Below are 23,964 nucleotides of genomic sequence, written 5' to 3' on the forward strand. Positions count from 1 at the left end.
GCTTCAAACTCATAGCGGTCTTTGTGCCAGTCACCGCCTTTGAGGATATCATTCCCGGTACCGCCAATAAGAATATCGTAGCCAGCACCACCATTTAAGGTATCGTTACCGGCACCACCATTGAGGGTATCATTCCCATCTTCACCATTGAGAATATCATCGCCATCATCGCCACTGAGACGGTCATCACCATCGCCCCCCCGTAGGGTGTCATTACCGGCTCCGCCACTCAAGATGTCTTTGCCGTACCAGCCGACGATAACATTATCACCATCGTCCCCGGTAATGGTGAATGTGTAGTTACTTTTGATTTCCTCGGTGCTAATAGTTTGATCATCAAACACAAAATTAAATGCTCTGCTATAAGAATTTTGGTAGTTAAAATAATCAGGCAGGGTAACAGAATCATCCGTACCATAAGCCTGAATAACCAGATCATTACCGGAACGGGTAAACTGAGCATCAGCCAGAGTGGCGCCCTTGAATACTACGTCATTGCGCTGCTCTTTGTAACCGTTACCATCATATCCCTTATCGTAAATCACATCCTGCCCGTGTCCTGCTTCGAACTCATAACGGTCTTTGTGCAAGTCACCGCCTTTGAGGATATCATTCCCGGTACCGCCAATAAGAATATCGTAGCCAGCACCACCATTTAAGGTATCGTTACCGGCACCACCATTGAGGGTATCATTCCCATTATCACCATTGAGAATATCATCGCCGTCATCGCCATTAAGACGGTCATCACCATCGCCCCCCCGTAGGGTGTCATTACCGGCTCCGCCACTCAAGATGTCTTTGCCGTACCAGCCGACGATAACATTATCACCATCGTCCCCGGTAATGGTGAATGTGTAGTTACTTTTGATTTCCTCGGTGCTAATAGTTTGATCATCAAACACAAAATTAAATGCTCTGCTATAAGAATTTTGGTAGTTAAAATAATCAGGCAGGGTAACAGAATCATCCGTACCATAAGCCTGAATAACCAGATCATTACCGGAACGGGTAAACTGAGCATCAGCCAGAGTGGCGCCCTTGAATACTACGTCATTGCGCTGCTCTTTGTAACCGTTACCATCATATCCCTTATCGTAAATCACATCCTGCCCGTGTCCTGCTTCAAACTCATAACGGTCTTTGTGCAAGTCACCGCCTTTGAGGATATCATTCCCAGTACCGCTAATAAGAGTACTGTAACTGGCAATATCATTCAGACTATCATTACTATTCTCGCCATGCGGCTTATCATTACTTGTTTTGCCGTTGATACTATTGTTGCTATGTGAATCTATGGGTTCATTGTTTTTGTTGGTATCGTTCAAAGTCGTTGTTATATCGGCAATATCTTCTGAGTTTAGTGTTTTATCGTCAAAGATGAATGTAAAAGTACAAATATTGGTTTTGTCAGGGCTAAGAAAATCAGTTAGGGTGACAGAGTCCTTGTTATTAAATGCCTGAATTACTAGATCATTGCCTGAGTGTAAGAAAATTGCATTAGCTGCATAGGCTTTTTCGAATACAATTTCGATGTTGTGGTTGTGATTATCGTCGCTGGTTTTACTGTTGATAATATCTTCACCATGTCCTGCCTGAAATACATAACGGTATGGTTTTTCATTATTCCTATTTGGAATATTGTTATCAGTTTGTATCATTATTGATTCCTTTAAGTAGATTAAAATAAGAATTTTTAAATAGATAAATTTGTTTTGGTTATTATTGAAATGTTGATTTAATCAGGTTTATATTTTTATCATAATTAATATATACTTAAAATTAGAGTGATACTAAATGTATTCTGTTGTTTAAATCTAAAATAAACTAATGTTATGGTTCAAATAGTTATTTTGGTTTAATTTTAAGTATGCTTTTAGGATGTGATTTTAAATAATATTTTCCTTTCATTTAGGCATAATAAGGTGTAGTTGAGTAAGAGGATTGATAATCCTTTCTTAATCAATGGGAACCAATTCGGTTAGTTTTGCTAATTCGAATCAGTTGGATACACGAGTATTTACTGGATTTAAGCTGCAATTCTCCATTAACTTGGTAAAATAAGTTTTTTGATAATTGTTTAAATTAGGGCTTTAAATGTTTAAGTTTAATTAGAGTTACTCTGTTTAATAATCAATACTAAAACGGGATAAGTTTTTGTAATTAATATTAATTTAATCAGTGTGTTTTGATTAACTGATTATCTGTGTATAAAATTCTCTGCATCTGCATCGGTTTGTTGGATGCATGCTTGATTTATTAATAAATACGCTATGAATTTTTAAAATATACAATTATGTAAGTATATAATTATTTTATACTATGGTTTAAGTTTTATCAATCTATTTTTGTAAATGGATAATTGCCAGCCTCTTTAATTTATTGTTTTTAAATTTTTATTATAAATTTAAGCAGATTAATTTTGTATTTCTCCTTTAAAGTAATAATTTATGCTATCTATTTAATTGTTATTTCTTTTGTATTTTGCAGGCTGATTTTGAATTTGAAAATATAACAGGTTCCGCTAATTTCAGGTTTTTATTCGATGAACACGGTAAGAGCTGTTCAAGCGGTATTTATGGTAATTTTTTTCGGTGCTTATTTAAAAAATATCTGTATCTGTTTATTGAAAAGTCGATAAATTGCTTATTTTTATCGTTTTTAAATATTATATTCATACGATAAAGTAAGTATGTGGTGATTTATTTATTTAATTTCTGTACTTGTTCACCAAATTCGCGCACTTTTTGCCAGTCGGTGTATTCAATATGTGCGTTGAGACGGGTTTCGCCTTTGTTCAGTTTCATTACCAAACGCATCATGTAGCGGTCGAGCAGGTTGTATTTTGCGTAATGCAGTTCTCCGGCAAAGATACCGATAGCTTGCGGCTGCCACGGGCTTTTGGTAAAGAATTTGCGGGTGTAGGTGTGGGTTTGCGGGGTGCTGCGGTGCGGTTTGTTGGCCAGAATGCTGACGCTGAAAAAGGCACTTGGGGTGCTGTTGAGGATGTGCTGATGGCGTTTAATCCATGGTGCCAGTGCGGCAGCGTAGTGGCCGTAGCGGATGGACGCACCGATAATGATTTTATCGTATTCACCCGGCTGAATAACTGGTGTGTCTGCCAGATTAACCATGTTAACTGTGTTACCGGTAGCAGTCCATTGTGCTTCCAGTGTCTGGGCAATTTTATGGGTGTAGCCAAAACGGCTGCTGTATATAAGCAGAAAATTCATGGCAGGGTGGGTGTGGTTAAATAAGGTGAATCATACCATGCTTGCCGGGTTTGGCTACGAGTAATTGTTTTGTGCAAAATTTGTTTATTTGGGTGTGGGATATTGGCTTTTTTACTGGCCGGAGGCTGGTACAATGGCGGCTGTTTTTGGAGATATACATGAAAGCCAGTCAGTTTTATATTTCGACATTAAAAGAAGCTCCGGCTGAAGCGGAGTTGGCCAGTCACAAGCTTATGTTGCGTACGGGAATGATTCGCCGTTTGGCCAGTGGATTGTATACGTGGATGCCGATGGGTTTGCGGGTGCTGCGCAAGGTAGAGCAGATTGTTCGGGAAGAAATGAACCGGGCAGGTTCGATTGAGTTGCTGATGCCGGTGGTGCAGCCAGCAGAATTATGGCAGGAAAGTGGCCGCTGGTCGTTTTATGGCAAGGAATTGTTGCGCATTACTGACCGTCATGAGCGTGAATTCTGCATGGGGCCAACCTGTGAAGAGGTGATTACTGATATTGTGCGCAGTGAGATTCGCAGTTATAAGCAGTTGCCACTGAATTTTTATCATATTCAGACTAAATTCCGTGATGAGGTGCGGCCGCGCTTTGGGGTGATGCGTGCGCGTGAATTTGTGATGAAAGATGCGTATTCTTTCCATACGACATTTGAATCGCTGCAACAGTCTTATCAGGATATGTTTGATGCCTATTGCCGTGTATTTGACCGGCTGGGGCTGGATTACCGTCCGGTGGCGGCGGATACCGGCAGTATCGGTGGCACTGGGTCGCATGAATTTCAGGTTTTGGCTGAAAGCGGGGAAGATGTTATTGCTTACAGTGATGCTTCTGATTATGCAGCTAATGTTGAGCTTGCTGCTACTTTGCCGCTGGCTGGTGAGCGCCAGAATGCCGGGCAGGATTTAAGCAAGATTCATACGCCGAATGTACGCAGTATTGATGAGTTGGTGGCTTTTTTACAGGTGCCGGTAGAACAAACGCTGAAATCGCTGGTGGTTGAGGGCGAGGAAGAGGGTACGGTGGTACTGTTGCTGGTACGGGGAGACCATCATCTGAATGAAATCAAGGCTGAGAAGCTGGCAGGGGTGAAAGCACCGTTAACCATGGCTTCGGAGGCTGCGATTGAGGCTGCTTTTAATGGTGCGCATGGTGGTTCACTTGGCCCTGTGGGCTTCAATGGCAAGGTGTATGCTGATTTTGCTACGGCTAAAGGTGCAGACTGGGTGATTGGTGCCAATGAGGATGATCATCACTATACTGGCTTTAATTTTGGCCGTGATGCTGCTGAGCCGGAATTTGTTGATTTACGCGAGGTGGTTGTCGGTGACCCAAGTCCATGTGGTACGGGTAGTCTGAAGCTGGCACGCGGGATTGAGGTGGGCCATGTATTCCAGTTGCGCACGAAGTATTCTGAGGCGATGCAGGCTACGGTACTTGATCAGAATGGCAAGAACGTGGTGCTGGAAATGGGCTGTTACGGGATTGGCATTACTCGTGTGATTGCTGCGGCAATTGAGCAGAATAATGATGAGCGCGGTATTATCTGGACAGAAGCGATGGCGCCGTTTACGGTGGTGATTGTGCCGATGAATTATAAGAAATCTGCTGATGTGAAAGCGGCGGCAGATGATTTATATGCGCAATTGCAGCAGGCGGGTGTGGATGTGCTGCTGGATGACCGTGATGAGCGCTCTGGTGTGCTGCTGCATGATTCAGAGCTGATTGGTATTCCGCACCGTATTGTTATTGGTGACCGTGGCCTGAAAGCGGGTAAGGTGGAATATCAGGCGCGTAAGGATACTACGGCTACCGAGCTGGCTATTGATGCGGTGGTGGCGCATATTTGTACGTTGCTTAAACACTAATAGGTAAGTTACTGTGAAGAAAACCAGACATTTAAAGTCTGGTTTTTTTGTGGGCGGTTTATTTAATATTTTTAATCTGGTTGATTACCGGTAAATGGCTTGCTGCCTGTTTAGTGATTGGCATACAGGGTTTGGCGGATGTTGATTAAGGTGCGCATCACTTCTGCTGTAGCAGGCTCCTCTGGCAGGCTGCTGGTTTTGCTGGCTGCTGTAATCTGGCTAACCAGTGAATCGACTTTGTGCAGGATTGCTGTATATGAGAATTTGCCATGTTTGATATCCAGTAATTCTTGTCGATTTGGGCGTTTGTTGGTGACGGTGCCATGCGAAATGATTTCTAATGCCACTTGGAGCAGACGGATGGTATGCATCATATTTTTGGTATCATAATCCTGCCCGCTTTGGCTGTTGGTGAGATAGCGCTGTTCATTTCGCTTTTCCACCCATTGCCAGTAGCTTTTGTATTCGTGGCAGTAGGTGGAATATCCGCTACGATTGAAACTCAGATAGGCAATAAACGGGTCGGAGGCACTGACTGAAGATAAGCAAATATCATTGGCATTTTCTTGCTGAATGATGCCACGATATCCTTTGTTGCCGCTTTCGTCATAGTACAGAGCATATAAGTCGGTGGCATGAGGAATGTTGACCAATCCACACTGGTGTTGTTGCCATTGGCGCTGTTGCAGCCAGTTGCTGAGTGGGTAGGTGTGCTGTTGGTCAATGATATGGCAGAAATCGAAAACGGTTTTGCGTTTGCTGTCTACTGGATTATTGATTTTTTTGTTTAGTCCTTTGGCTTTTTTTATTTGTGAGCAGGCATAATTAATAAAGGTCTGCTGAATTTGCTTGGATAAAAACTGCTTTAGTGAAAATTGCTGCATCAGCGGATGCTGATAAAGAATACATTCAGGAGCTGAGGCCAGTACTTCGATGATATTCGGGTTGTTTTTCAGCAATAGTTCTGTAAACCGGCCTAATTCGTAGTAAACAATATCGTTGCTGGCGTTGCTTATCTGTGGAATATAGTGCAGACCGTAAAATTTGTCTTTGGGTAAGTAGAATACGCCTTTGATATCTGTGTCTGAACTTTCGGTGGCCAGACCGAATGCACGGCTGCCACTGATTACTTCCAGTAAAATCAGGTTTTGTGCTTTTAAATCATTGATGTTCATGGCTGGTACAGTTTTTTAATGTGTTGATGAAAAAAGTATCCAGTTGTGTGGAGGTGAAATTTAGTTCTGGTAATTGGGGTATTTGTGATTTGATGTAGTTGGTAGTGGTTGTAATGTAATCATGTAGATTACTACTGATTTCGATTATATGGGATTCGACAACTGTATTTTTAAAATCGATGAGCTCTAGAATCTGTGTATGTAAATCTGCTGGTAGTAATTGTAGTAGAGGAGTGATTGTCATTGGTGCAATCTGTTTGTGTTGGATGCACCAACAGGCACAGAGTAATGGTCTGAGGATATAAAATAGCTGTTTGATTTTAATTTGCCGGCCATTGAGGTTTTGCAGGGCGCTGGTAGCTATGCCCAGATAATGATGGACGTTGCCTCTGGGATTAAAGTAATGGGCACATAGACGCCATAGTTGCTGGGCGAGGTCTGTTTGCTGCTGATATATGATTGGCGATTGTAACCATTCAAATGGTGTGGCGTTGGATTTGTGGATGAGTTGCAAGGTTTTTTTTAAATCCCAGCCGTGAATGTCAAGCTCGCTGGTAATAGGAAAGGTGAGCTGATTTTTTATGGGTTCGATGGCTAGATATTTTTCGATTGGATGCAGGTAAATAAAGCGCACATCATAGTCACTATTGGGCGAGGCAAATCCCCAAGCACGGCTGCCGGATTCACATGCATGAATAATCTGGATATTATATTGTTGTTCTATTTGTTGTAATTGTTGCTGGATAATATTTTGCATAATGCTGTGGGGTTTAAAGTTATTTTATTATGCTAGTATGACTGGATTAATATATTTTTACAATTTTTGTTCCGGGTATGATTTCTCGGTGAGGATTTGAGTCTGTGTGAAGTTATGGTTATTTAATCCTGACTTGATGGTTATGGCTGCGTAATGGATATGGTTTTTGCCAGACTTTTGATTTGGCCATAAGGTTTCAGTAAGGAATAAAAAAACCAGATTTTGCAATCTGGTTTTGGTGTTAGTTAAGTAATTCAGGCGGAATTTTGCATACTGGAATCGGGTTGATTTTATGCTGCATGGCGCGGTGGTAGCGGTCGTAGATGGCAAATACTTCGCGTTCGCGGCCGGTGAAGTCGTCGATTTTATGTGTGTCGTAGATGCTCATTGCCCATTCCAGCTCGGGGTAGGTGGCGCCAATCTGTTCTTCGTCGGTTTTGTCTGCATCCCACAGGCCGTCGGTAGGCGGGGCGTCGATGATTTTCTGGTCGATATTCAGTTCTTTGGCCAAGGCATATACCTGACTTTTGAGCAGGTCTGCAATCGGGCTGAGGTCTACGCCACCGTCGCCGTATTTGGTGAAGAAGCCTACACCGAAATCTTCTACTTTGTTGCCGGTACCTACGACGAGCAGGCCGCGTTGCTGGGCATAGTAATACAGTGCAAGCATGCGCAGGCGGCTGCGGGCGTTGGCCAGTGCCAGCTGGGTTTGTTCTTCTTTGTTATCACCGATATCTACGGCCATGGTGAATGAATCAAAGGTGCGGGTGAGGTCTACCCAGTGTTCTTCGATGTTGGTAAAGCGGCTTTTCAGCTGGCGGATATGTTCCTGTGCACGTGCTATCTGGTTAACTTTCTGGTGAATGGGTAGTTCCAGTACCAGTGTGGGCAGGCCGGTTTGGGCGGCAAGGGTGGAGACGACGGCGGAATCGATACCGCCAGAAACGCCAACGACAAAGCCTTTGCAATTGGCTTCAGTGGCGTAATCGCGTAGCCAGTTAACGATGTGTTTGATGATGGCTGTTGTTTGCATGGTGTGCATCCTTTGGCTGATTGTGCAACTCAGTTAATATACTTCTTTACAGGCAGGCTTGCAAAGTATCTGCAAGGTGGTTGCTGATGGTGGTGATTTGCTGGCTGCTGCATGTAATCTGTGTGGGCAGTAAGCGGGATATTGGGTTAGAATAGGTATAGTTTATTAATGTCTTGTGATGGGAATGTAGTTTGTATGCAGGATAGGGTGCCAGCTGAAATCCGTTTGAGCCAGAACCGACAGGTATTGCGGCTGGTGTATGCATCACAGGTATATGAGCTTGCAGCTGAGTATTTGCGGGTGTTTTCGCCCAGTGCTGAGGTGCGCGGTCATGGTGTGGGGCAGGAGGTGCTACAGACAGGCAAGCGTTATGTGACGATTGCCGGTTTGTCGCAGGTGGGCAATTATGCTTTGCGTATTGCTTTTTCGGATGGGCATGATACTGGCCTGTACGACTGGGACTATCTGTATGATCTGGCTGTGCGACAGGCTGAACACTGGGCCGGTTATGAACAACAGTTATTTCTGGCTGGCGCCAGCCGTGAACCGGACTAATGCTGTAGCGATACTGGTACTGGTTGCTGGATATATTTATTTGGGCAATATTTAATTCTGAAAGTGTGGTATGAGCGATCACAAAACTCATTTTGGTTATCAAACTGTTGATGAAGATGAAAAAGCGGGTCGTGTTGCCGGGGTGTTTCATTCGGTGGCCAAGAACTATGATGTGATGAACGATGTGATGTCTGGCGGTTTGCATCGGGTCTGGAAGCACTTTACGATTACTACAGCGCCGTTACGTAAGGGTGACAGGGTACTGGATATTGCTGGTGGTTCGGGCGATTTGTCGCGCGGCTGGGCTAAACGGGTAGGGCGTTCCGGTGAGGTATGGTTAACGGATATTAATTCTTCCATGCTGACTGTGGGGCGTGACCGTTTGCTGAACGAGGGGCTGGCGCTGCCTGTGGCGTTGTGTGATGCGGAGAAACTGCCGTTTCCAGATAATTATTTTAATCTGGTATCGGTGTCGTTTGGTTTGCGCAATATGACGCATAAGGAAGTGGCGCTGGCAGAAATGTATCGGGTATTGCAACCGGGCGGTACCTTGCTGGTGCTGGAATTTTCCCATGTATTTAAGCCGCTCAAGCCGATTTATGATTTGTATTCTTTCAAGATGTTGCCGCTGATGGGCAAGCTGATTGCTAAAGATGCAGATAGTTATCAGTATCTGGCGGAATCAATTCGCATGCATCCGGATCAGGAAACGTTAAGACAGATGATGCTGGATGTGGGTTTTGACAGTGTAAGTTATCACAATTTAACTGCTGGGGTAGTGGCTTTGCATAAAGGGGTTAAGTTTTAGTTTGCTGGTTGACACTGTGTTCAGGCTGCCATATGGTGGCCTGATTTGTTTTTATCTGTGACTGGATTAAAGAATATGAGTGAAATTGAACAATTACAGCCGCAGCCGGTGTGGCAGTGGTTTGCGCGCCTGTGTGCTGTGCCACGTCCGACTTTTCATGAGCAGGCTGTACGGGAAATGCTGGTGCAGGCGGCGCAGCAGCGTGGTCTGGCAACGGATATTGATGCGAAAGGTAATCTGCGCATTTGCAAGCCGGCTACGCCGGGTATGGAAAATTGTGTACCGGTGGCGATGCAGGCGCATATGGATATGGTAGCGCAGAAAGGTGCTGATTCGCTGCATGATTTTCGGCATGATCCAATTCAGACCAGAATTGAGGACGGCTGGGTTTGGGCTAACGATACAACGCTGGGTGCTGATAATGGTATCGGCCTGGCCATGGGGCTGGCGGTGCTGTTTGCTAATGATGTGGCTCATCCTGAATTAACGCTGATTATTACGGTGGAAGAAGAAATCGGTATGGGCGGTGCTGAGGCATTGAGCGCAGACTGGTTACAGATGCCATATCTGATTAATCTGGATACGGAAGAAGCGGGTGAAATTTTTATTGGCTGCGCCGGTGGTCGTGATGCCAGCCTGACTTTGCCGCTGGACTGGCAGCCTAATCAGGCACCAGTGTGTACGATTCGGGTATCCGGTTTGCGCGGTGGCCATTCCGGGGTAGATATTGATAAGAATCATGCTAATGCTAATGTGTTGCTGACGCGGGTGTTGGCCAGTCTGTATGCGCAGAAACCGTTTGCGCTGGGTTCATGGCAGGGTGGCGAGTTGCGTAATGTGATTACGCGTGAGGCTCAGGCTGTGATCGTGATGGATGAAGCAGTAGCTCGTGCGGCGGTAGAACCGATTGCTGCTGTTATTGCGGCAGAATGGGCAGAAGAAACGCAATTGTGCATTGAGGTGTTACCGGCGGAAAGTTTGCCGCAGGCTGCTACACTGGCATGTACACAGAAAGCGCTGGATTTACTGGTGGCTGTACCCAATGGGGTGATGCGCATGAGTGCAGAGTTTACCGGTATTGTGGAAACTTCATCCAATATGGGCGAGGTGAAAACCAGTGCAGGGGGCTTGCAGATACATTGTCTGATGCGCTCGCTTCTGGAAACGCCGAAAGATGAATTTAGTCTGCGTCTGGCGGCTCTGGCTCGCTTGGCTGGTGCGCGCCTGGATTTAACGGCGGATTTTCCGGGTTGGGCTCCGAATGCGGATTCGCCATTGCTGAAGCTTACCAGTGATATATTTGCCAGACATTATGGCAAACAGCCACCGTTACAGATTATTCATGCTGGTCTGGAATGCGGTATTCTCAGTGGTAAGGCGCCACATCTGGATATGGTGTCTTTCGGGCCGACTATTCGTGCTGCCCATTCGCCTAAAGAGCGGGTAGAGATTGCTGCTGTGGCTGAGTGCTGGGCTATTTTACTGGATTTGCTGAAATCGATACCACCGCGCCAGTGATAGGTTGGTTTCATTCAGAAAGGCATGGTGATTCCATGCCTTTTTGTTATTTTTGCTGCTACTCATGACAAACTGGGCTATAGTAAGGTATGGTTGGTGTGTGTCGGCTTTAATGTTCTGGTTCTGGCTGTTAATCGGTATGAACTGTCTTTTGCTACAATGGCTGGTGTTTTCACTCAGCTAATCCACTGGATCAGGAAGTGAGTTTTTATGGATGCCCAACAACAGAGCCGTCGTGGGTTTTTGCGTGCCAGTGCTGCTTTTGCAGGTGCTGGCTTATTGCAGGCATGTGGTAATACCCAGAAGCCTTCCGTGCCCACAACGTCTTCACCTAAAGTACCTGTACAATCGAATAATAATAATTTGAATACTATGCGTATTTTTGCCTGTTCTGGTTTTGGAGAGAGTGCCAGCCGCAGCGAGCTGGCGGCGCAGCGTCTGGCTGTGGCCGGTTTTGCAGTCAGTAATCAGCAGGCGTCTGTGCGTCGCTATCAGCGTTTTGCCGGCAGTGATGCTGAGCGGGCTGCTGATTTGCAGGATGTGGCCGCTGGTCGTGTACCTGTGCCAAAGGTGCTGATGGGGCTGCGCGGTGGCTATGGTGCGATGCGTATTTTGCCGCTGGTTAACTGGTCTGCTCTGGGGGAGCGGATGCGTGAACAGGGTACGTTATTGTTTGGTTACAGTGATGTGACTGCGGTGCAACTGGCTTTGCTGGCGCAGGGGCAGATGTGCAGTTTTGCCGGACCAATGTTGTACAGTGAATTTGGCAAGCCGCAGATGAGTGAGTTTACTACCCGTTCTTTTATTGATAACAGTTGTAATCCGGCTGTGTCGGTTAGGGTTGCTGCCATGCAGAATCATCAGGTTCAGGCCGAGGGGATTTTATGGGGTGGTAATCTGAGTGTGCTGTCTGCTCTGGTGGGCTCACCTTATATGCCGCAGGTAGATGGCGGTATTCTGTTTATTGAGGATGTAGGTGAGCAGCCATACCGGATTGAACGTATGCTTCAGACTTTGTACCTGAGCGGCATTCTCGGACGCCAGCAGGCGATTGTGCTGGGTAATTTCCGTATGGGGTCGATTCGGGATGTGTATGACAGTAGTTATACATTCAATTCCGTGGTACAGACGATGGCTCGGTTGACGAAGGTGCCGGTATTAACCGGATTTCCTTTTGGTCATGTTGCTGATAAGGTAACTTTCCCGCTTGGTGCCCGCGCCAGTTTGCATTCGACCAGTGATGGCGGTTATCAGATTGATTTCAGGGACTACCCGGTTTTAAATGCTTCTGTGCTGGCTTTGAATACTTTGATTCCGCAACCACCGGCAGTTGAAGGTTTGCTTAATGGAATAGTGGGTGCGCCAGCTAATGAAACTCCGTCATCAGAAACGGAAGATGCGATGTAGTTTATTCAGGCTGTCTGTGTTTGCGCATACCTTGTCTGGGTTATTTTTGTTGATCCAGCCATTTAATGACAGCCTGATTGGTGGCCGGTGCCTGTAGCTGTCTGAGGGTATAGCAGTTTAGTGAATGATAAAAAGCCTGCTGTGCTTCGCTGAATATTTGTGGCAGGTAACAGAATTCTGTCATTGAACAGGGTGGCTGCTGACAGTTGATTAAGGCGGATGTTTCGGACGAAGCCTGTTCCAGTGCCTGAACGATGTCGCCCAGTTTGAGACGGTGGCTAAGGGCAGACAGCCTGATACCGCCGTTTCTGCCTTTAAATGAATCAATCCAGCCGGTCTGTGCCATAAAATAAACAATTTTTACCAGATGATTTCTGGATACGTTGAGCTGTTTGGCGAGGCTTTCTACTGTGGAAAGCTTGGATTCGGGCAGGTATTGCAGTGATATTAGTACGCGCAAGCCTAAATCGGTGAAGCGGTTTAATTGCATGGCAGACTGTCGGGCTGTTGATGGAATAATTTTGCCTGTTTTCAGCTGCCATGAAAAGTTTTACGTTTAAATTGCAGTTGATTTCTCAGGCTGTGAGCTGGCTGAATCCGCCTGTACCAAACAGTTCCATATAGATTTGATTCTGCGGTATATGCAGGTTACGCAAGGTATGATACTGGCTAAGCATAAATTGTTTGGGACCGCAAATGTAATAATCGGCATCTGCTGGCAGCAAGGCGCGATTTAGCTCGGATAGCTCCAATCGGCCGATTTTGTCTGCGGCTAATTCTGTACCCGGATTTTCGCAGGCCAGATAACTGTGCAGATTAGGCATGGTTTGCTGTAATTCGATGATGTGCTGATGCATGGCCAGTACACTGCTGTTGCGGCAGGCGTGGATGAAACTAATCTGCTGGTGCGGATTGTTTTCTGCTGCGAGGGTATTGAGGATGGCTATCATGGGGGTAATGCCCACACCTGCGCTAATCAGTACAGTATTTTTATCCGGATTGTGTAATAAGAAGGTGCCGGTTGGGTTGGTAACTTCTATTTCATCGCCAATCTGGTAGTGTTCATGCAGGGTTGTGGAAACATAACCTGCTTTGTGCTGCTGATTTGCAGTTTCTTTTTTGACGCTTATGCGGAAATATTCGGGATGATTGCTGTCGGAAAGGGAGTACTGGCGCGGTTGTCTGATACCCAGTTGCGGCACCATGACGCGAACGGATATGTACTGGCCGGGCTGATATTCCGGCAATGGGCTGTTGTCGACTGGTTGCAGATAAAATGAGGTAATTTCGCTGCTTTCTTCTTGTTTATCGACAATTTTGAATTTTTTCCAGCCATTCCAGCCGCCTTTGGTGTTGTCCTGTTGCTGGTAAAGGTTTGCTTCGGCCTGTATGAGAATATCGGCCAGTTGCTGGTAGGCTGCGCTCCACGCTTCTATCAGTTCGCTGTCCATGGGTACGTTTAATACTTCGCTGATGGAGTGCAGCAGATTGGTGCCGACTATTGGATACTGGTCTGGCTGGATATCCAGACTGACATGGCGGTGCGCTATTTGGCTGATGGCGTTGTCAAGATTCTGTAATGCGGTGATGTTTTGTGCGTAAGCAAGTACGGCGCTGGCCAGAGCCTGTGGCTGGGCGTCGTTGCGCTGGTTGCCGAGGTTAAATATTTCTTTCAGGTCTGGGTTGTTGCTGAGCATCCTGTTGTAGAAGTAACGGGTTAATTCAACGCCATGTTGCTGTAGTGTGGGAATGGTTGCCTGAACCAGTTCGATTTGTCTGGTAGTTAATTGCATGGTTGTTCTCCCGAAAAATTTAATATGTATATAAAATACATATTTTATCTTAGGCTGCCTGTTATTGGCTGTCAATGTGTATAGGGCTGTTTGCGAGGATTATTTTTACTCTGGTATGCCTGTGGGGAAGCAGGGAGTGCTGAAAGGGGCGCATGGTTTGGCTAATATGGGTTAAACTGTGTGCTGTTTTGGCTGTAGTGTTTATGGCCGTGCTGGCTGTTATCTGACCCATGTGGTTGTGGCAGATAAGGTGATGAGCAAGATATCTGAGGAATGATAAGTTTATGATGATTCATCCGAATTTTGACCCGGTGCTGGTGCATCTGGGACCGCTGGCGATTCGTTGGTATGCGTTGAGCTATATTGTTGGGTTTTGTTTGTTTATCTGGCTGGGACGCAAACGGATTAAGGGCGGGCAATCGGTTTTTACCAATGAGATGCTGGATGATTTTATTACCTGGGGTGTGCTGGGGGTAATTCTTGGCGGGCGTCTTGGCTATGTGCTGTTTTATCAGTCGGCTTTTTATTTGAACCATCCGCTGGAGATTCTGAAAGTTTGGCAGGGCGGGATGTCGTTTCATGGTGGTTTTGTTGGTGTGCTGGTGGCTATGTGGCTGTTTGCGCGCAAACACCGGATTAAGTTCTGGGCTGTGGCTGACTTTGTTGCACCGCTGGTACCGCTTGGGCTGGCATGTGGCCGTATAGGTAATTTTATTAATGGTGAGCTGTGGGGGCGGGTGACCAATGTAGATGCTTTCTGGGCAATGGGTTTTCCGCATGCACGTGAAAATGATGTGATGCTGGTGATGCAGGACCCGCAGAAATGGCTGCCGGTATGGGAGAAGTTTCAGATGTTACCGCGCCATCCTTCGCAGCTGTATGAATTTATACTTGAAGGGATTGTGCTGTTTGTGATTATGTGGCTGTTTACCAAAAAGCCACGCCCGCTGGGACAAGCATCGATGCTGTTTTTGCTGGGCTATGGGGTATTCCGTTTTATTGTTGAGTTTGCGCGCGAACCGGATGATTTTCTTGGTTTGCTGGCGATGCATATGTCGATGGGACAATGGCTTAGTCTGCCGATGATTGTGATTGGTGTGATTGGCTTTGTTTATGCCGGCAGGAAAGCGAAATAAGCCGGACTGGTGATATGGTTAAAGCCGCAATAAAGGTATGTTTATTGCGGCTTTATTATATGGGCGGTTTCGGAATTGATTACAGATTGTCTTTTTGTGCCAGAATCCGCCGGTTACCGCCTAGTTCGGCCGCAGAGACAATGCCAGCAGCTTCGAGTGCTTCCATCAGGTTGGCGGCACGGTTGTAGCCAATGCGCAGATGGCGCTGTAATGAGGAAATGGAAGTTTTGCGTGTTTCCAGTACGAAAGCCACTGCCTGATCAAATAATTCGTCGCTGTTGGCATTTGGGTTAACCTGATTGACGTTGGTCTGGGCAGCTTCGCCAGACAGTAAACCTTCCACGTATTGGGTGGGCGCCTGCTGTTTGATGAAATTAACAACGGCATGCACTTCTTCGTCGGACACAAATGCGCCATGCAGGCGGGTTGGTTCAGCCTGACCGGGCGGTAAAAACAGCATATCACCTTTGCCAAGCAGGTTTTCTGCGCCCATCTGGTCGAGAATGGTGCGGCTGTCGATTTTGCTGGATACCTGAAAGGAAAGTCGGGTGGGGATGTTGGCTTTAATCAGACCGGTAATGACGTCGACGCTGGGGCGCTGGGTAGCCAGTATCAGGTGAATGCCGGCAGCGCGGGCTTTTTGTGCCAGACGGGCAATCTGCTGTTCTACTTTTTTGCCTTCAACCATCATCAGGTCGGCCAGTTCGTCAATGACTACTACAATGTAAGGCAGTTTATCCAGTGGCTCCGGTTCATCCGGATTGTTACTGAATGGGTTGACCAGTGGGGTGGAAGCAGCTTTGGCCGCTGCTACTTTGTCGTTGAAGCCAATGATGTTGCGTACACCTACGTGTGCCAAGAGCCGGTAGCGTTTTTCCATTTCGGTAACGCACCAGTTGAGCGCCTGTGCGGCTTCTTTCATGTCGGTGACTACTGGTGCCAGCAGGTGCGGAATGCCGTCGTATACGCTTAATTCGAGCATTTTCGGGTCTACCATGATGAAGCGTACTTCATCTGGCTGCGCTTTGTATAAAATCGACAGAATCATGCAGTTGACGCCGACTGATTTACCGGACCCGGTGGTGCCAGCAACCAGTAAATGCGGCATTTTTGCCAGACTGGCGATAACGGGTGCGCCGGCAATGTCTTTACCCATGGCCATGGTTAGTTTATCGGCAGCATCATGGAAAATTTTTGCGCCAAGAATTTCTGTTAGCAGAACGCTTTGGCGTTCATCATTGGGCAGCTCAATTCCCATGGTGGTTTTTCCGGCGATGGTTTCGACAACGCGTACGCTCTGGACGGACAGTGAGCGTGCCAGGTCTTTGTTGAGGTTAACTATCTGGCTACCCTTGACGCCTTGTGCCGGTTCGATTTCATAGCGGGTGATGACAGGGCCTGTGGTAGCGCTGGTAACTTCTACTTGAACGCCGAATTCTTTTAATCTGGATTCGATATGTGCGGCCGTTTGTTGCAGAAGTTCACTGTTGACGACGGCTGGCTGGCTGGTTGGCTTACTCAGTAATTCAACATCTGGTAAATGGATAAGGCCATTTTCACTTGTTGCGGCTGGCTGGCTGGGCTCTGGTGTTGGTTCGGTTATGTTTTGTGCTATTGTGGGTTCAGTGCGCACGGCTACAGTTTTGCGATTGCTGGTGGCAAGCACAGGCGTATCGATATTTTTGGCGGTAATGGTTTTGGCCTGTTTGACCATGCGCCGTACGGTTTTGTTGTTGGGAAATTCGGTAATCAGGCGCCGTGGCCGGCGCAGCAGTTTGCACCAGAACCATTCACACTGGGCGCCAAGTTTTTCGATTACTGTTAGCCACGATACCTGTAATAACAGTGATACGCCAATCAGCATCATGAAGATACTGATAATTAATCCGCCGGTAAGGCCGAAAAATTGCTGTAGCAGCCTGCCGAGTGATTGCCCGATCACACCGCCGGCACCGATAGGCAGGGCATCATGTAGCATGCTGGCAAACACCAGATTTTCCAGAGCGGGGCTGAAAACGAGCAGGATAAATAAACCGGTTAAGGCCAGCCAGCTGTTATAGGGCATGCTGTCATCGCTGGTATTGAGTGAGCGGGCGTTTAGCGGACGAAAGCTCCGATACAGAGCCATGATGGCGGCGATGATGCTCCACCAGACGGATAGTCCGCAAATGTAGTAGCCAATATCAGACAGCCATGCTCCGGTTAAGCCGGCCAAATTATGAGGTTTGTTAATCTGGACGATTCCGCGTGACCAGGCCGGATCTGCCATATTGAAGCTGATTAATGACAGAATAGTAAACAGGGTAACCATCAGCGCCAGCAGCCAGAAGATGTCGTTAATCAGGTTCATTAACCATGGCTGTTTCGGTTTACTGACTTTCTGTGCCTGCACATTCTGCGGCTTTACTTTTTGTGACGGCTGTTTACGGGAGACAGATTTTTTTCGTGTGGTGGCCATAAATCTTGCGACTGAATTCGGTATTCTTATCTGAAATTAACTGGTTATTATAAGGTCTGTTGGGGATTATAGCTGATATTGATAACAGGATTTAACGGTTTTTTGCGGATAGTCAAGCCCAGTAGCCGCAGCCGGGAATGCGCGCACCGGCAGCACCGGTAGCATGATGGGTAGCTACGGGCTGACGTTGATACCAGCATGCCGCCAGCCAGGCAAAGGCAGCGGCTTCAACCAGTTGTGCTGGTATTTGTAAATTATCGGTACTGTGCAGGGAAATCTGGTTTTGTTTAAGCAGTTGTGCCAGTGTATGCATTAAGAGCCGGTTTTGGCTTCCGCCGCCGCAGGCATAGACGCTATTGGTGGTAGGTGCAGCATTGATGATGGCGTTTACCGCAGTTTGTGCGGTAAGTTCGAGCAGGGTACGCAGAACATCAGCGGGATTTTCCTGGCCGGTAAGATATTGGTTGAGCCAGTCGAGGCTGAATAAATCGCGGCCGGTACTTTTGGGGTAGGGCTGGCTGAAGTAGTCATGGCCGAGCATGGCTTGCAATAGTGGCTCAATGATTTGTCCCTGACTGGCCAGTGTACCGTTGTAATCAAATTCCTGCTGCCAGTGATGTTGTACCCATGCGTCCATAAGCATGTTGGCTGGTCCGGTATCGAAACCGAAAGCAGGCTTCTGAGGTTGCAACACGCTGATGTTGGCAATGCCACCCAGATTCAATACCACACGACTATGCTGTTCACTGGCAAAAACGGCCTGATGAAAAGCTGGTACCAATGGCGCGCCCTGACCACCTGCGGCCAGATCGCGACTGCGAAAATCGCCTACAGTAGTGATGCCGGTGAGCTCGGCCAGTAATGCCCAGTCCATTAGCTGAATGCTGTAGTGTTGCTCAGGTGCATGGCGTATGGTCTGGCCGTGGCAGCCAAGCGCCATTATTGCCTGAGCCTCTATATCGGCTTCAGTGAGTACGGCACTTACTGCCTGTGCGTTGAGGTGTGCCAGTTCCTGTGCCAGTACGGCAGCCTGTGCCAGCTCGTTGTGCGCTGGTGCTTGCAGCGCCAGTAACTTTTGTTTCAGATTTTCGGAATAGGGAATGAATGCATGCGCACAGACGCCCTGCCATCGGGTACCTGTGAGTTTGGCCAGTACTGCGTCGATGCCGTCCATGCTGGTACCAGACATAAGGCCAATATAGTATTGGCAGGATTGCATGCTGTTCATCAGGCGAGTGTAGCCATAACCGGCGCATGGTCACTGGGGCGTTCCCAGCCACGGGCGGCGCTATCAACCTGTACTTCACGTAATGCCGGTAATAATGGCTGACTCAGCAGGATATGGTCAATGCGTAACCCGAGCTTGCGTTTGAACATGTTCATGCGGTAATCCCACCAGGTGTAGTGGGCGCTGTCGGGATACAGATAATGCAGGCTGTCGGTCAAGCCCAGTTGCAGCAGTTGCTGAAACCAGCTGCGCTCCTGTGGCGAGCATAGTACTTTGTCCTGCCATTTTTCTGGATCGTAAACATCTATATCCTGCGGAGCAATATTGAAATCACCCAGCAGGATGGTTTTGGGATGCTGTGCCAGTTCACGACGCATATAGGCATTCAGCGCGGCAAACCAGCGCTCTTTATAGGCAAATTTTTCACTGCCTACTGCTTCGCCGTTTACGCAATAGGCACAGATAACCCTGATATCGTTGATGCTGGCGGCAATAATGCGCTTTTGCGGTTCATTCAGCTCAGGAATATCGATGGTAACCTGCTCAAGAGGCTGACGGCTAAGTATGGCAACGCCATTGTAAGTTTTCTGACCATTCCATGCTGCATGATAACCAATCCGGGTAAATTCGGCCTCTGGAAATTTGTCCTGCTCAAGTTTTAGCTCCTGCAAGGCCAGAATATCCGGCTGGTTCTCTTCCAGCCAGCGCAGGGTGTGGGGCAGGCGCACATTCAGTGAGTTGACATTCCATGTAGCGATTTTCATGATGAATTCTGTAACAGCAAAACGGTTATTGTATGCGTAAAATGTGGTGAATTCCAGACTGGATATAGCGATTAATCCAGTTGGGCAATGCTTACCCTGAGGTTGCGGATGCTGGCTAGCTGCTCATTCCAGTGGCGCTGTTTCTGCCTGAAATCGGCCAGTTCGCGAGCATTCAGTGTACGGGTGGGCAGGGCGACGCTGGTTGGGTTTACCGGCTGGCCGTTAATCCGCACTTCGTAATGCAGGTGCGGGCCGGTAGAAACACCGGTGCTGCCCACATAACCAATAATTGTTCCTGCCCGTACATGCTGGCCGACACTGAGGTTGGCAAAGGCACTCATGTGTCCGTACAGGGTTTGCATGCTGTCGTTGTGGCGTAATACGACTGTATTGCCATAACCACCTTTGATGCCAAAACTTTCAACGGTACCATCAGACGGCGCATGGATGGGGGTGCCGCTGGCGACAGCATAATCAATGCCGCTGTGCATGCGTAGTGTTTGCAGTATCGGATGAAAACGGGTGCCGAATGGTGAGGAGATTCGCGCACCTTCAACCGGTACACTGGTAAAGCCTTTGCGCAGCGGTTTGCCGTTGGCATCATAATACTGGCCATTGCCATCATTGCCGGTATCGTAATAATAGGCCTGATATAGGTTGCCATTATGGTTGAATTCGGCGGCACGGATATCGCCGGTCGCCAGTTCCTGCCCACGATAATAGAGGCTGTCGTAAATCAGGCGGATGGTATCACCGCTTTGCAAGGTGTTGATGTCTATTTTATCTTTGAAAATTTCACGCAGTGATTCGCGGATTTCCACGGGTATGCTTGCCTGTGCCAGTGCGCCGCGGGCGGAAGTTTTTACGACTACAGCCTTGAATGTTGGCAGAGTTTCGGTATCAACCGCACTCACATCGGCATGCCAGCTATTGCCAGCTTTTTTCAGTGCCACCAGATTTTTTTCACCATTGTCGTCGTCATTAAAAAACTGGATATCGGTGAGGTGGCCATTATTATCCATGCGTATGCTGAATACCTGATTAACCTGTAAATGCTGTACTTTATTTTTGATAATTTTAAGATTGGTTATTTGCTCGATTTCTTCGGGGCGGATGCTAAAGCGGCTCAGTACCATGCTGATGTTGTCGCCCGGCTGAACAATTTCATCACGCCAGAAATTCAGGTTCACAGCATGAGTTTTGATGGTTACCGGTGCTATTTTCAGGGTGATGTGTTTTGCCTGATAGCGCTCTGGAGTATGTTTGCGGCTGGAAATAAGCACAACAGCTATGCACAGTAGCAATGTGATGGCTACGGCAATGCTACACCAGAGTTTGGGTTTGCTGGCTATTTTCTGCCTGAGGCGCCGGAGTAACGCTGCTGAGTGGGTAAACATAGTCATGGTTGTTATTTTGCTGAAAGTGCAACGCTAAAACCGGTAAATGTAAAACTATTTACCTGAAAATGCCAGTGGCAGATTATTTTTATGCTTCATTTTGTGGCTGCTGGCCTGAAAGTTGCTGTGGCAACTGTTTTGCCCATTCACACAGACTGATATCCAGTTGCTGTAAACACGGTTGCAGCAGTGACTGAATGGAACTGCTTATTGCTGAATTGTGGTTTGGCTGATAAATAAATAGTTTATACAAATCGGCCAGCATGATTTTGTCTGGATCTGTTTGCAATAGCCAGCCATTGCTGCTGTGAGCAATATAATGTTGTTGTTCGAGCTGGGTAAGTATCTGGTCTAGATGTTTATCGCTGATACTGAGCTGTTGCTGAAGCTGACCGGATTTGACAGCCTGACCCCGTTGCTGAGCCTGTAATAGCTGGTATAGCATATCCAGTGCGTTTTCAAATGGCTGACACTGATGCAGATAGCGAAATCTTTCCTGATGCCAGTAGGGCAGTGAAGAGGTGAGTACGGCACCGGCGAGTAATAAAAGCCATAATAAATTTAGCCAGATTAAAAACACCGGTATAGCAGCAAAGGCACCGTACACTTTCTGGTAATTGCCAAAGTCGGTTACGAAAATGGCAAATCCACGCCGCAGTAAATCCAGCCCGACTGCTGTGATGATGGCACCCAGTAAAGCATGATGCCACCGAACAAAACAGAATGGCACCAGTTTGTATATCAGAAACAGCAACAGGGTAATCAGTGCCAGATTGGTAACAATGCCGAAAAGTGTGCTGTAAAACGGAATCTGGCTGGCCATATTGGCCGGATTGGACAATAAACCAATGGCTGAAAGACTCATGCCCAGTACTACCGGCCCAAGAGTGAGTAATGCCCAGTAAATCAGGATTCGAATCCATAGCGGGCGCTGGTCGCGTGCCTGCCAGATTTGATTGAACGCATGTTCTATGGTCTGAATCAGCATCAATGAAGTGATAATCATAAAGCTGATGCCTACTGCGGTGAGGCCGCTGGCTTTATCGCGAAAGGCATACAGATAATCGCTGACTGAATCAGCACCGGCAGCCGGCACAATAATGTGAGTCAGAAACTGGTTAAAGCGTGTGGCCATATCCGCGAACATGGGAAAGGCGTTTACCACAATCACGGTAATGGTAAAAAACGGTACCAGTGCCAGCAAGGTGGTGAAAGTCAGGCTGGCGGCAATCAGGGGCAAATTACAGCGTTGATAATTTTGTCCGACAAACAGTAAAAACTGCGGCAGGCGCTGTTGTAAATATTTGCTTTTAAATGAATGTATATCCATGGCTACTCCTGACAAGTGGCTGGTTGATTGTAACCAAAAAGCGCATACAGTGCAGAATTTCCATGCTGACTGGTCAAGCTATGACAGTTACGGCACAATAATGGCATTCAAACACTGTTCAAGGAGCGGTTTATGGCAGATTTACCCATTCTGGTGGTGTATTACAGTTTGTCTGGCAGTACGCGCAATCTGGCATTGGCGCTGGCTCGCGGAGTAGACAGCGTGGCTGGCTGTGAAGCGCTATTGCGGACTGTGCCCAAAGTCTCGGCTGTGTGTGAAGCAACTGCTGCGGAAATTCCAGATGAGGGTGCGCCCTATGTTACGCTGGAAGAGCTGCAAAACTGTGCCGCGCTGGCGCTGGGTAGCCCAACCCGCTTTGGTAATTGCGCTGCGCCTGTTAAATATTTTCTCGACAGCACCAGCAGCCTATGGCTGGCCGGTAGCCTGATTGGCAAGCCAGCCTGTGTATTTACCAGTAGCACCAGTTTGCATGGCGGGCAGGAAAGTACACTTTTAAGCATGATGACACCATTATTGCATCACGGTATGCTGCTGTGTGGTATCCCGTTTAGTGAACCGCAGCTGAATCAGACACAAAGCGGCGGCACCCCTTATGGTGCCAGCCATGTTGCAGGAAACGAAAATTGCCCCAAACTAAGTGATGCAGAAGATGCACTGGCATTTGCACAGGGCAGACGACTGGCAGAACTGGCGTTGCGTTTGGCGCGCTGAAATAACTTTAGGAATTATGATGAGTTACCACTCCAATTTAAGCAGTGCGGCTACTTTGCCCACTATTTACCGCCACCGCTCCATTCGTAAATTTACCGAGGAAGCGTTAACGGATGAGCAGCGTGAAGCCATTTGGGAAGCAGGACGTGCAGCTTCTTCATCCAGTTTTATGCAAAGTACGCACATTATTCGGGTAACGGATATGGAAAAGCGTGCAGCTTTGTGTGAAGTTGCCGCTAATCAGAAATATGTGCGCACCGCAGCCGAATTCTGGGTATTTTGTGTGGATTACACCAGACACAAGCTTGCTTTTCCCGAAGCGCAGCTAGACTGGACAGAAGGCATGATTATCGGGGCTGTTGATGCGGGCATTATGGCGCAAAACTGTCTGTTGGCTGCTGAATCGCTTGGATTGGGCGGGGTGTATATTGGTTCTCTGCGCAATGATGTGAAACGGGCAGCTGAAATTCTGGAGTTACCTCAGTTAACTTTCCCCCTGTTCGGACTGTGTCTGGGGCATCCGGCACAAGACCCGATGTATCGTCCGCGTTTGCCGCTGGATACATTAGTGAGCGAAAACCGCTATCGCCCGCTTGATCCGGCTAAACTGGCCGCTTATGATGAACAGCTTACGCTGTATTACCGTGAGCGCAGCGGGCTTGATCTGAACTGGAGTAAGGCGGTAGCCAACAATTTTGCTCAGCCGGTACGTCCGCAGATTCTGCCATTCTTGCACCAGCAGGAATTGGCCAAACGTTAAACAGGT

At 47.4% G+C, this 23,964-nt stretch carries 20 protein-coding genes; 8 read left to right on the forward strand and 12 right to left on the reverse strand.

Annotation, left to right across the window (positions count from 1 at the left end; all coding sequences use genetic code 11):
* Both GYX26_RS08075 and hemG read right to left on the reverse strand, forming a co-directional pair.
* Nucleotides 1-1,661: calcium-binding protein (locus GYX26_RS08075; protein ID WP_304944913.1), on the reverse strand; the 1,661-nt coding region annotated here is incomplete at its 3' end.
* A gap of 1,041 nt (nucleotides 1,662-2,702) precedes the next feature.
* Nucleotides 2,703-3,233: a menaquinone-dependent protoporphyrinogen IX dehydrogenase gene (hemG, locus tag GYX26_RS08080; RefSeq protein ID WP_174828831.1), complete on the reverse strand. Its 531-nt coding sequence runs from the start codon at nucleotides 3,231-3,233 to the stop codon at nucleotides 2,703-2,705.
* A gap of 158 nt (nucleotides 3,234-3,391) precedes the next feature.
* On the opposite strand from hemG, the gene GYX26_RS08085 reads away from it, so the two are divergent.
* Nucleotides 3,392-5,107 carry a proline--tRNA ligase gene (locus tag GYX26_RS08085; RefSeq protein ID WP_174828832.1) on the forward strand — a complete coding sequence of 572 codons (1,716 nt, stop codon included), beginning with the start codon at nucleotides 3,392-3,394 and terminating at the stop codon, nucleotides 5,105-5,107.
* A gap of 110 nt (nucleotides 5,108-5,217) precedes the next feature.
* Here the strand turns inward: GYX26_RS08085 and GYX26_RS08090 are convergent, their stop codons facing one another.
* The 3 genes from GYX26_RS08090 to nadE form a co-directional block, all read right to left on the reverse strand.
* Complete coding sequence (locus tag GYX26_RS08090) at nucleotides 5,218-6,282, reverse strand: DNA polymerase beta superfamily protein (RefSeq protein ID WP_174828833.1); 1,065 nt, start codon at nucleotides 6,280-6,282, stop codon at nucleotides 5,218-5,220.
* The gene (locus tag GYX26_RS08095; protein WP_174828834.1) at nucleotides 6,269-7,039 is read right to left on the reverse strand and encodes a nucleotidyltransferase domain-containing protein; all 771 of its coding nucleotides are present in this window, start codon (nucleotides 7,037-7,039) and stop codon (nucleotides 6,269-6,271) included. The genes GYX26_RS08090 and GYX26_RS08095 overlap by 14 nt, the downstream gene beginning before the upstream one ends.
* 241 nt (nucleotides 7,040-7,280) lie before the next feature.
* Complete coding sequence (gene nadE / locus GYX26_RS08100) at nucleotides 7,281-8,072, reverse strand: NAD(+) synthase (protein WP_100113341.1); 792 nt, start codon at nucleotides 8,070-8,072, stop codon at nucleotides 7,281-7,283.
* A gap of 195 nt (nucleotides 8,073-8,267) precedes the next feature.
* On the opposite strand from nadE, the gene GYX26_RS08105 reads away from it, so the two are divergent.
* The 4 genes from GYX26_RS08105 (at nucleotide 8,268) to GYX26_RS08120 (ending at nucleotide 12,360) form a co-directional block, all read left to right on the forward strand.
* Nucleotides 8,268-8,627 (forward strand): gamma-butyrobetaine hydroxylase-like domain-containing protein, encoded by a 360-nt coding sequence (locus tag GYX26_RS08105; RefSeq protein ID WP_100113342.1) that lies wholly within the window; start codon nucleotides 8,268-8,270, stop codon nucleotides 8,625-8,627.
* A gap of 70 nt (nucleotides 8,628-8,697) precedes the next feature.
* Nucleotides 8,698-9,435, forward strand: coding sequence for a bifunctional demethylmenaquinone methyltransferase/2-methoxy-6-polyprenyl-1,4-benzoquinol methylase UbiE (gene ubiE, locus GYX26_RS08110; RefSeq protein ID WP_100091304.1), 738 nt, complete (start codon nucleotides 8,698-8,700; stop codon nucleotides 9,433-9,435).
* Between the two features lie 75 nt (nucleotides 9,436-9,510).
* Complete coding sequence (locus tag GYX26_RS08115; protein ID WP_174828835.1) at nucleotides 9,511-10,953, forward strand: aminoacyl-histidine dipeptidase; 1,443 nt, start codon at nucleotides 9,511-9,513, stop codon at nucleotides 10,951-10,953.
* A 210-nt stretch (nucleotides 10,954-11,163) separates the two neighbouring features.
* Nucleotides 11,164-12,360, forward strand: a complete 1,197-nt coding sequence (locus GYX26_RS08120) for an LD-carboxypeptidase (RefSeq protein WP_174828836.1) — start codon at nucleotides 11,164-11,166, stop codon at nucleotides 12,358-12,360.
* Nucleotides 12,361-12,400: 40 nt separating this feature from the next.
* Here the strand turns inward: GYX26_RS08120 and GYX26_RS08125 are convergent, their stop codons facing one another.
* Nucleotides 12,401-12,850: an Rrf2 family transcriptional regulator gene (locus GYX26_RS08125; RefSeq protein ID WP_100113347.1), complete on the reverse strand. Its 450-nt coding sequence runs from the start codon at nucleotides 12,848-12,850 to the stop codon at nucleotides 12,401-12,403.
* 85 nt (nucleotides 12,851-12,935) lie between these two features.
* Entirely contained in the window at nucleotides 12,936-14,153 is a 1,218-nt protein-coding gene (hmpA, locus tag GYX26_RS08130) for an NO-inducible flavohemoprotein (protein ID WP_174828837.1), read from the reverse strand.
* 284 nt (nucleotides 14,154-14,437) lie between these two features.
* On the opposite strand from hmpA, the gene lgt reads away from it, so the two are divergent.
* Nucleotides 14,438-15,289 carry a prolipoprotein diacylglyceryl transferase gene (gene lgt / locus GYX26_RS08135; RefSeq protein WP_174828838.1) on the forward strand — a complete coding sequence of 284 codons (852 nt, stop codon included), beginning with the start codon at nucleotides 14,438-14,440 and terminating at the stop codon, nucleotides 15,287-15,289.
* A gap of 79 nt (nucleotides 15,290-15,368) precedes the next feature.
* Here lgt and GYX26_RS08140 read toward each other — a convergent pair whose 3' ends face one another.
* From GYX26_RS08140 to GYX26_RS08160, 5 genes are all read right to left on the reverse strand, one after another.
* Complete coding sequence (locus tag GYX26_RS08140; RefSeq protein WP_174828839.1) at nucleotides 15,369-17,747, reverse strand: DNA translocase FtsK; 2,379 nt, start codon at nucleotides 17,745-17,747, stop codon at nucleotides 15,369-15,371.
* Nucleotides 17,748-17,859: 112 nt separating this feature from the next.
* The gene (locus GYX26_RS08145) at nucleotides 17,860-18,966 is read right to left on the reverse strand and encodes an anhydro-N-acetylmuramic acid kinase (protein ID WP_174828902.1); all 1,107 of its coding nucleotides are present in this window, start codon (nucleotides 18,964-18,966) and stop codon (nucleotides 17,860-17,862) included.
* Nucleotides 18,967-18,974: 8 nt separating this feature from the next.
* Nucleotides 18,975-19,739 carry an exodeoxyribonuclease III gene (gene xth / locus GYX26_RS08150; RefSeq protein WP_100091311.1) on the reverse strand — a complete coding sequence of 255 codons (765 nt, stop codon included), beginning with the start codon at nucleotides 19,737-19,739 and terminating at the stop codon, nucleotides 18,975-18,977.
* A gap of 71 nt (nucleotides 19,740-19,810) precedes the next feature.
* On the reverse strand, nucleotides 19,811-21,142 hold the full coding sequence (locus GYX26_RS08155) for a M23 family metallopeptidase (protein WP_238791259.1): 1,332 nt from the start codon (nucleotides 21,140-21,142) through the stop codon (nucleotides 19,811-19,813).
* An 82-nt stretch (nucleotides 21,143-21,224) separates the two neighbouring features.
* Entirely contained in the window at nucleotides 21,225-22,466 is a 1,242-nt protein-coding gene (locus GYX26_RS08160; RefSeq protein WP_174828840.1) for a YihY family inner membrane protein, read from the reverse strand.
* A 132-nt stretch (nucleotides 22,467-22,598) separates the two neighbouring features.
* Between GYX26_RS08160 and wrbA the strand changes: the two genes are divergently transcribed.
* Both wrbA and nfsA read left to right on the forward strand, forming a co-directional pair.
* Entirely contained in the window at nucleotides 22,599-23,198 is a 600-nt protein-coding gene (gene wrbA, locus GYX26_RS08165; RefSeq protein ID WP_174828841.1) for an NAD(P)H:quinone oxidoreductase, read from the forward strand.
* Between the two features lie 19 nt (nucleotides 23,199-23,217).
* Entirely contained in the window at nucleotides 23,218-23,958 is a 741-nt protein-coding gene (nfsA, locus tag GYX26_RS08170) for an oxygen-insensitive NADPH nitroreductase (RefSeq protein WP_100091314.1), read from the forward strand.
* Nucleotides 23,959-23,964: the final 6 nt, after the last annotated feature.

This window comes from Snodgrassella sp. ESL0253 (assembly GCF_013344965.1).
GTDB lineage: Bacteria > Pseudomonadota > Gammaproteobacteria > Burkholderiales > Neisseriaceae > Snodgrassella > Snodgrassella alvi_B.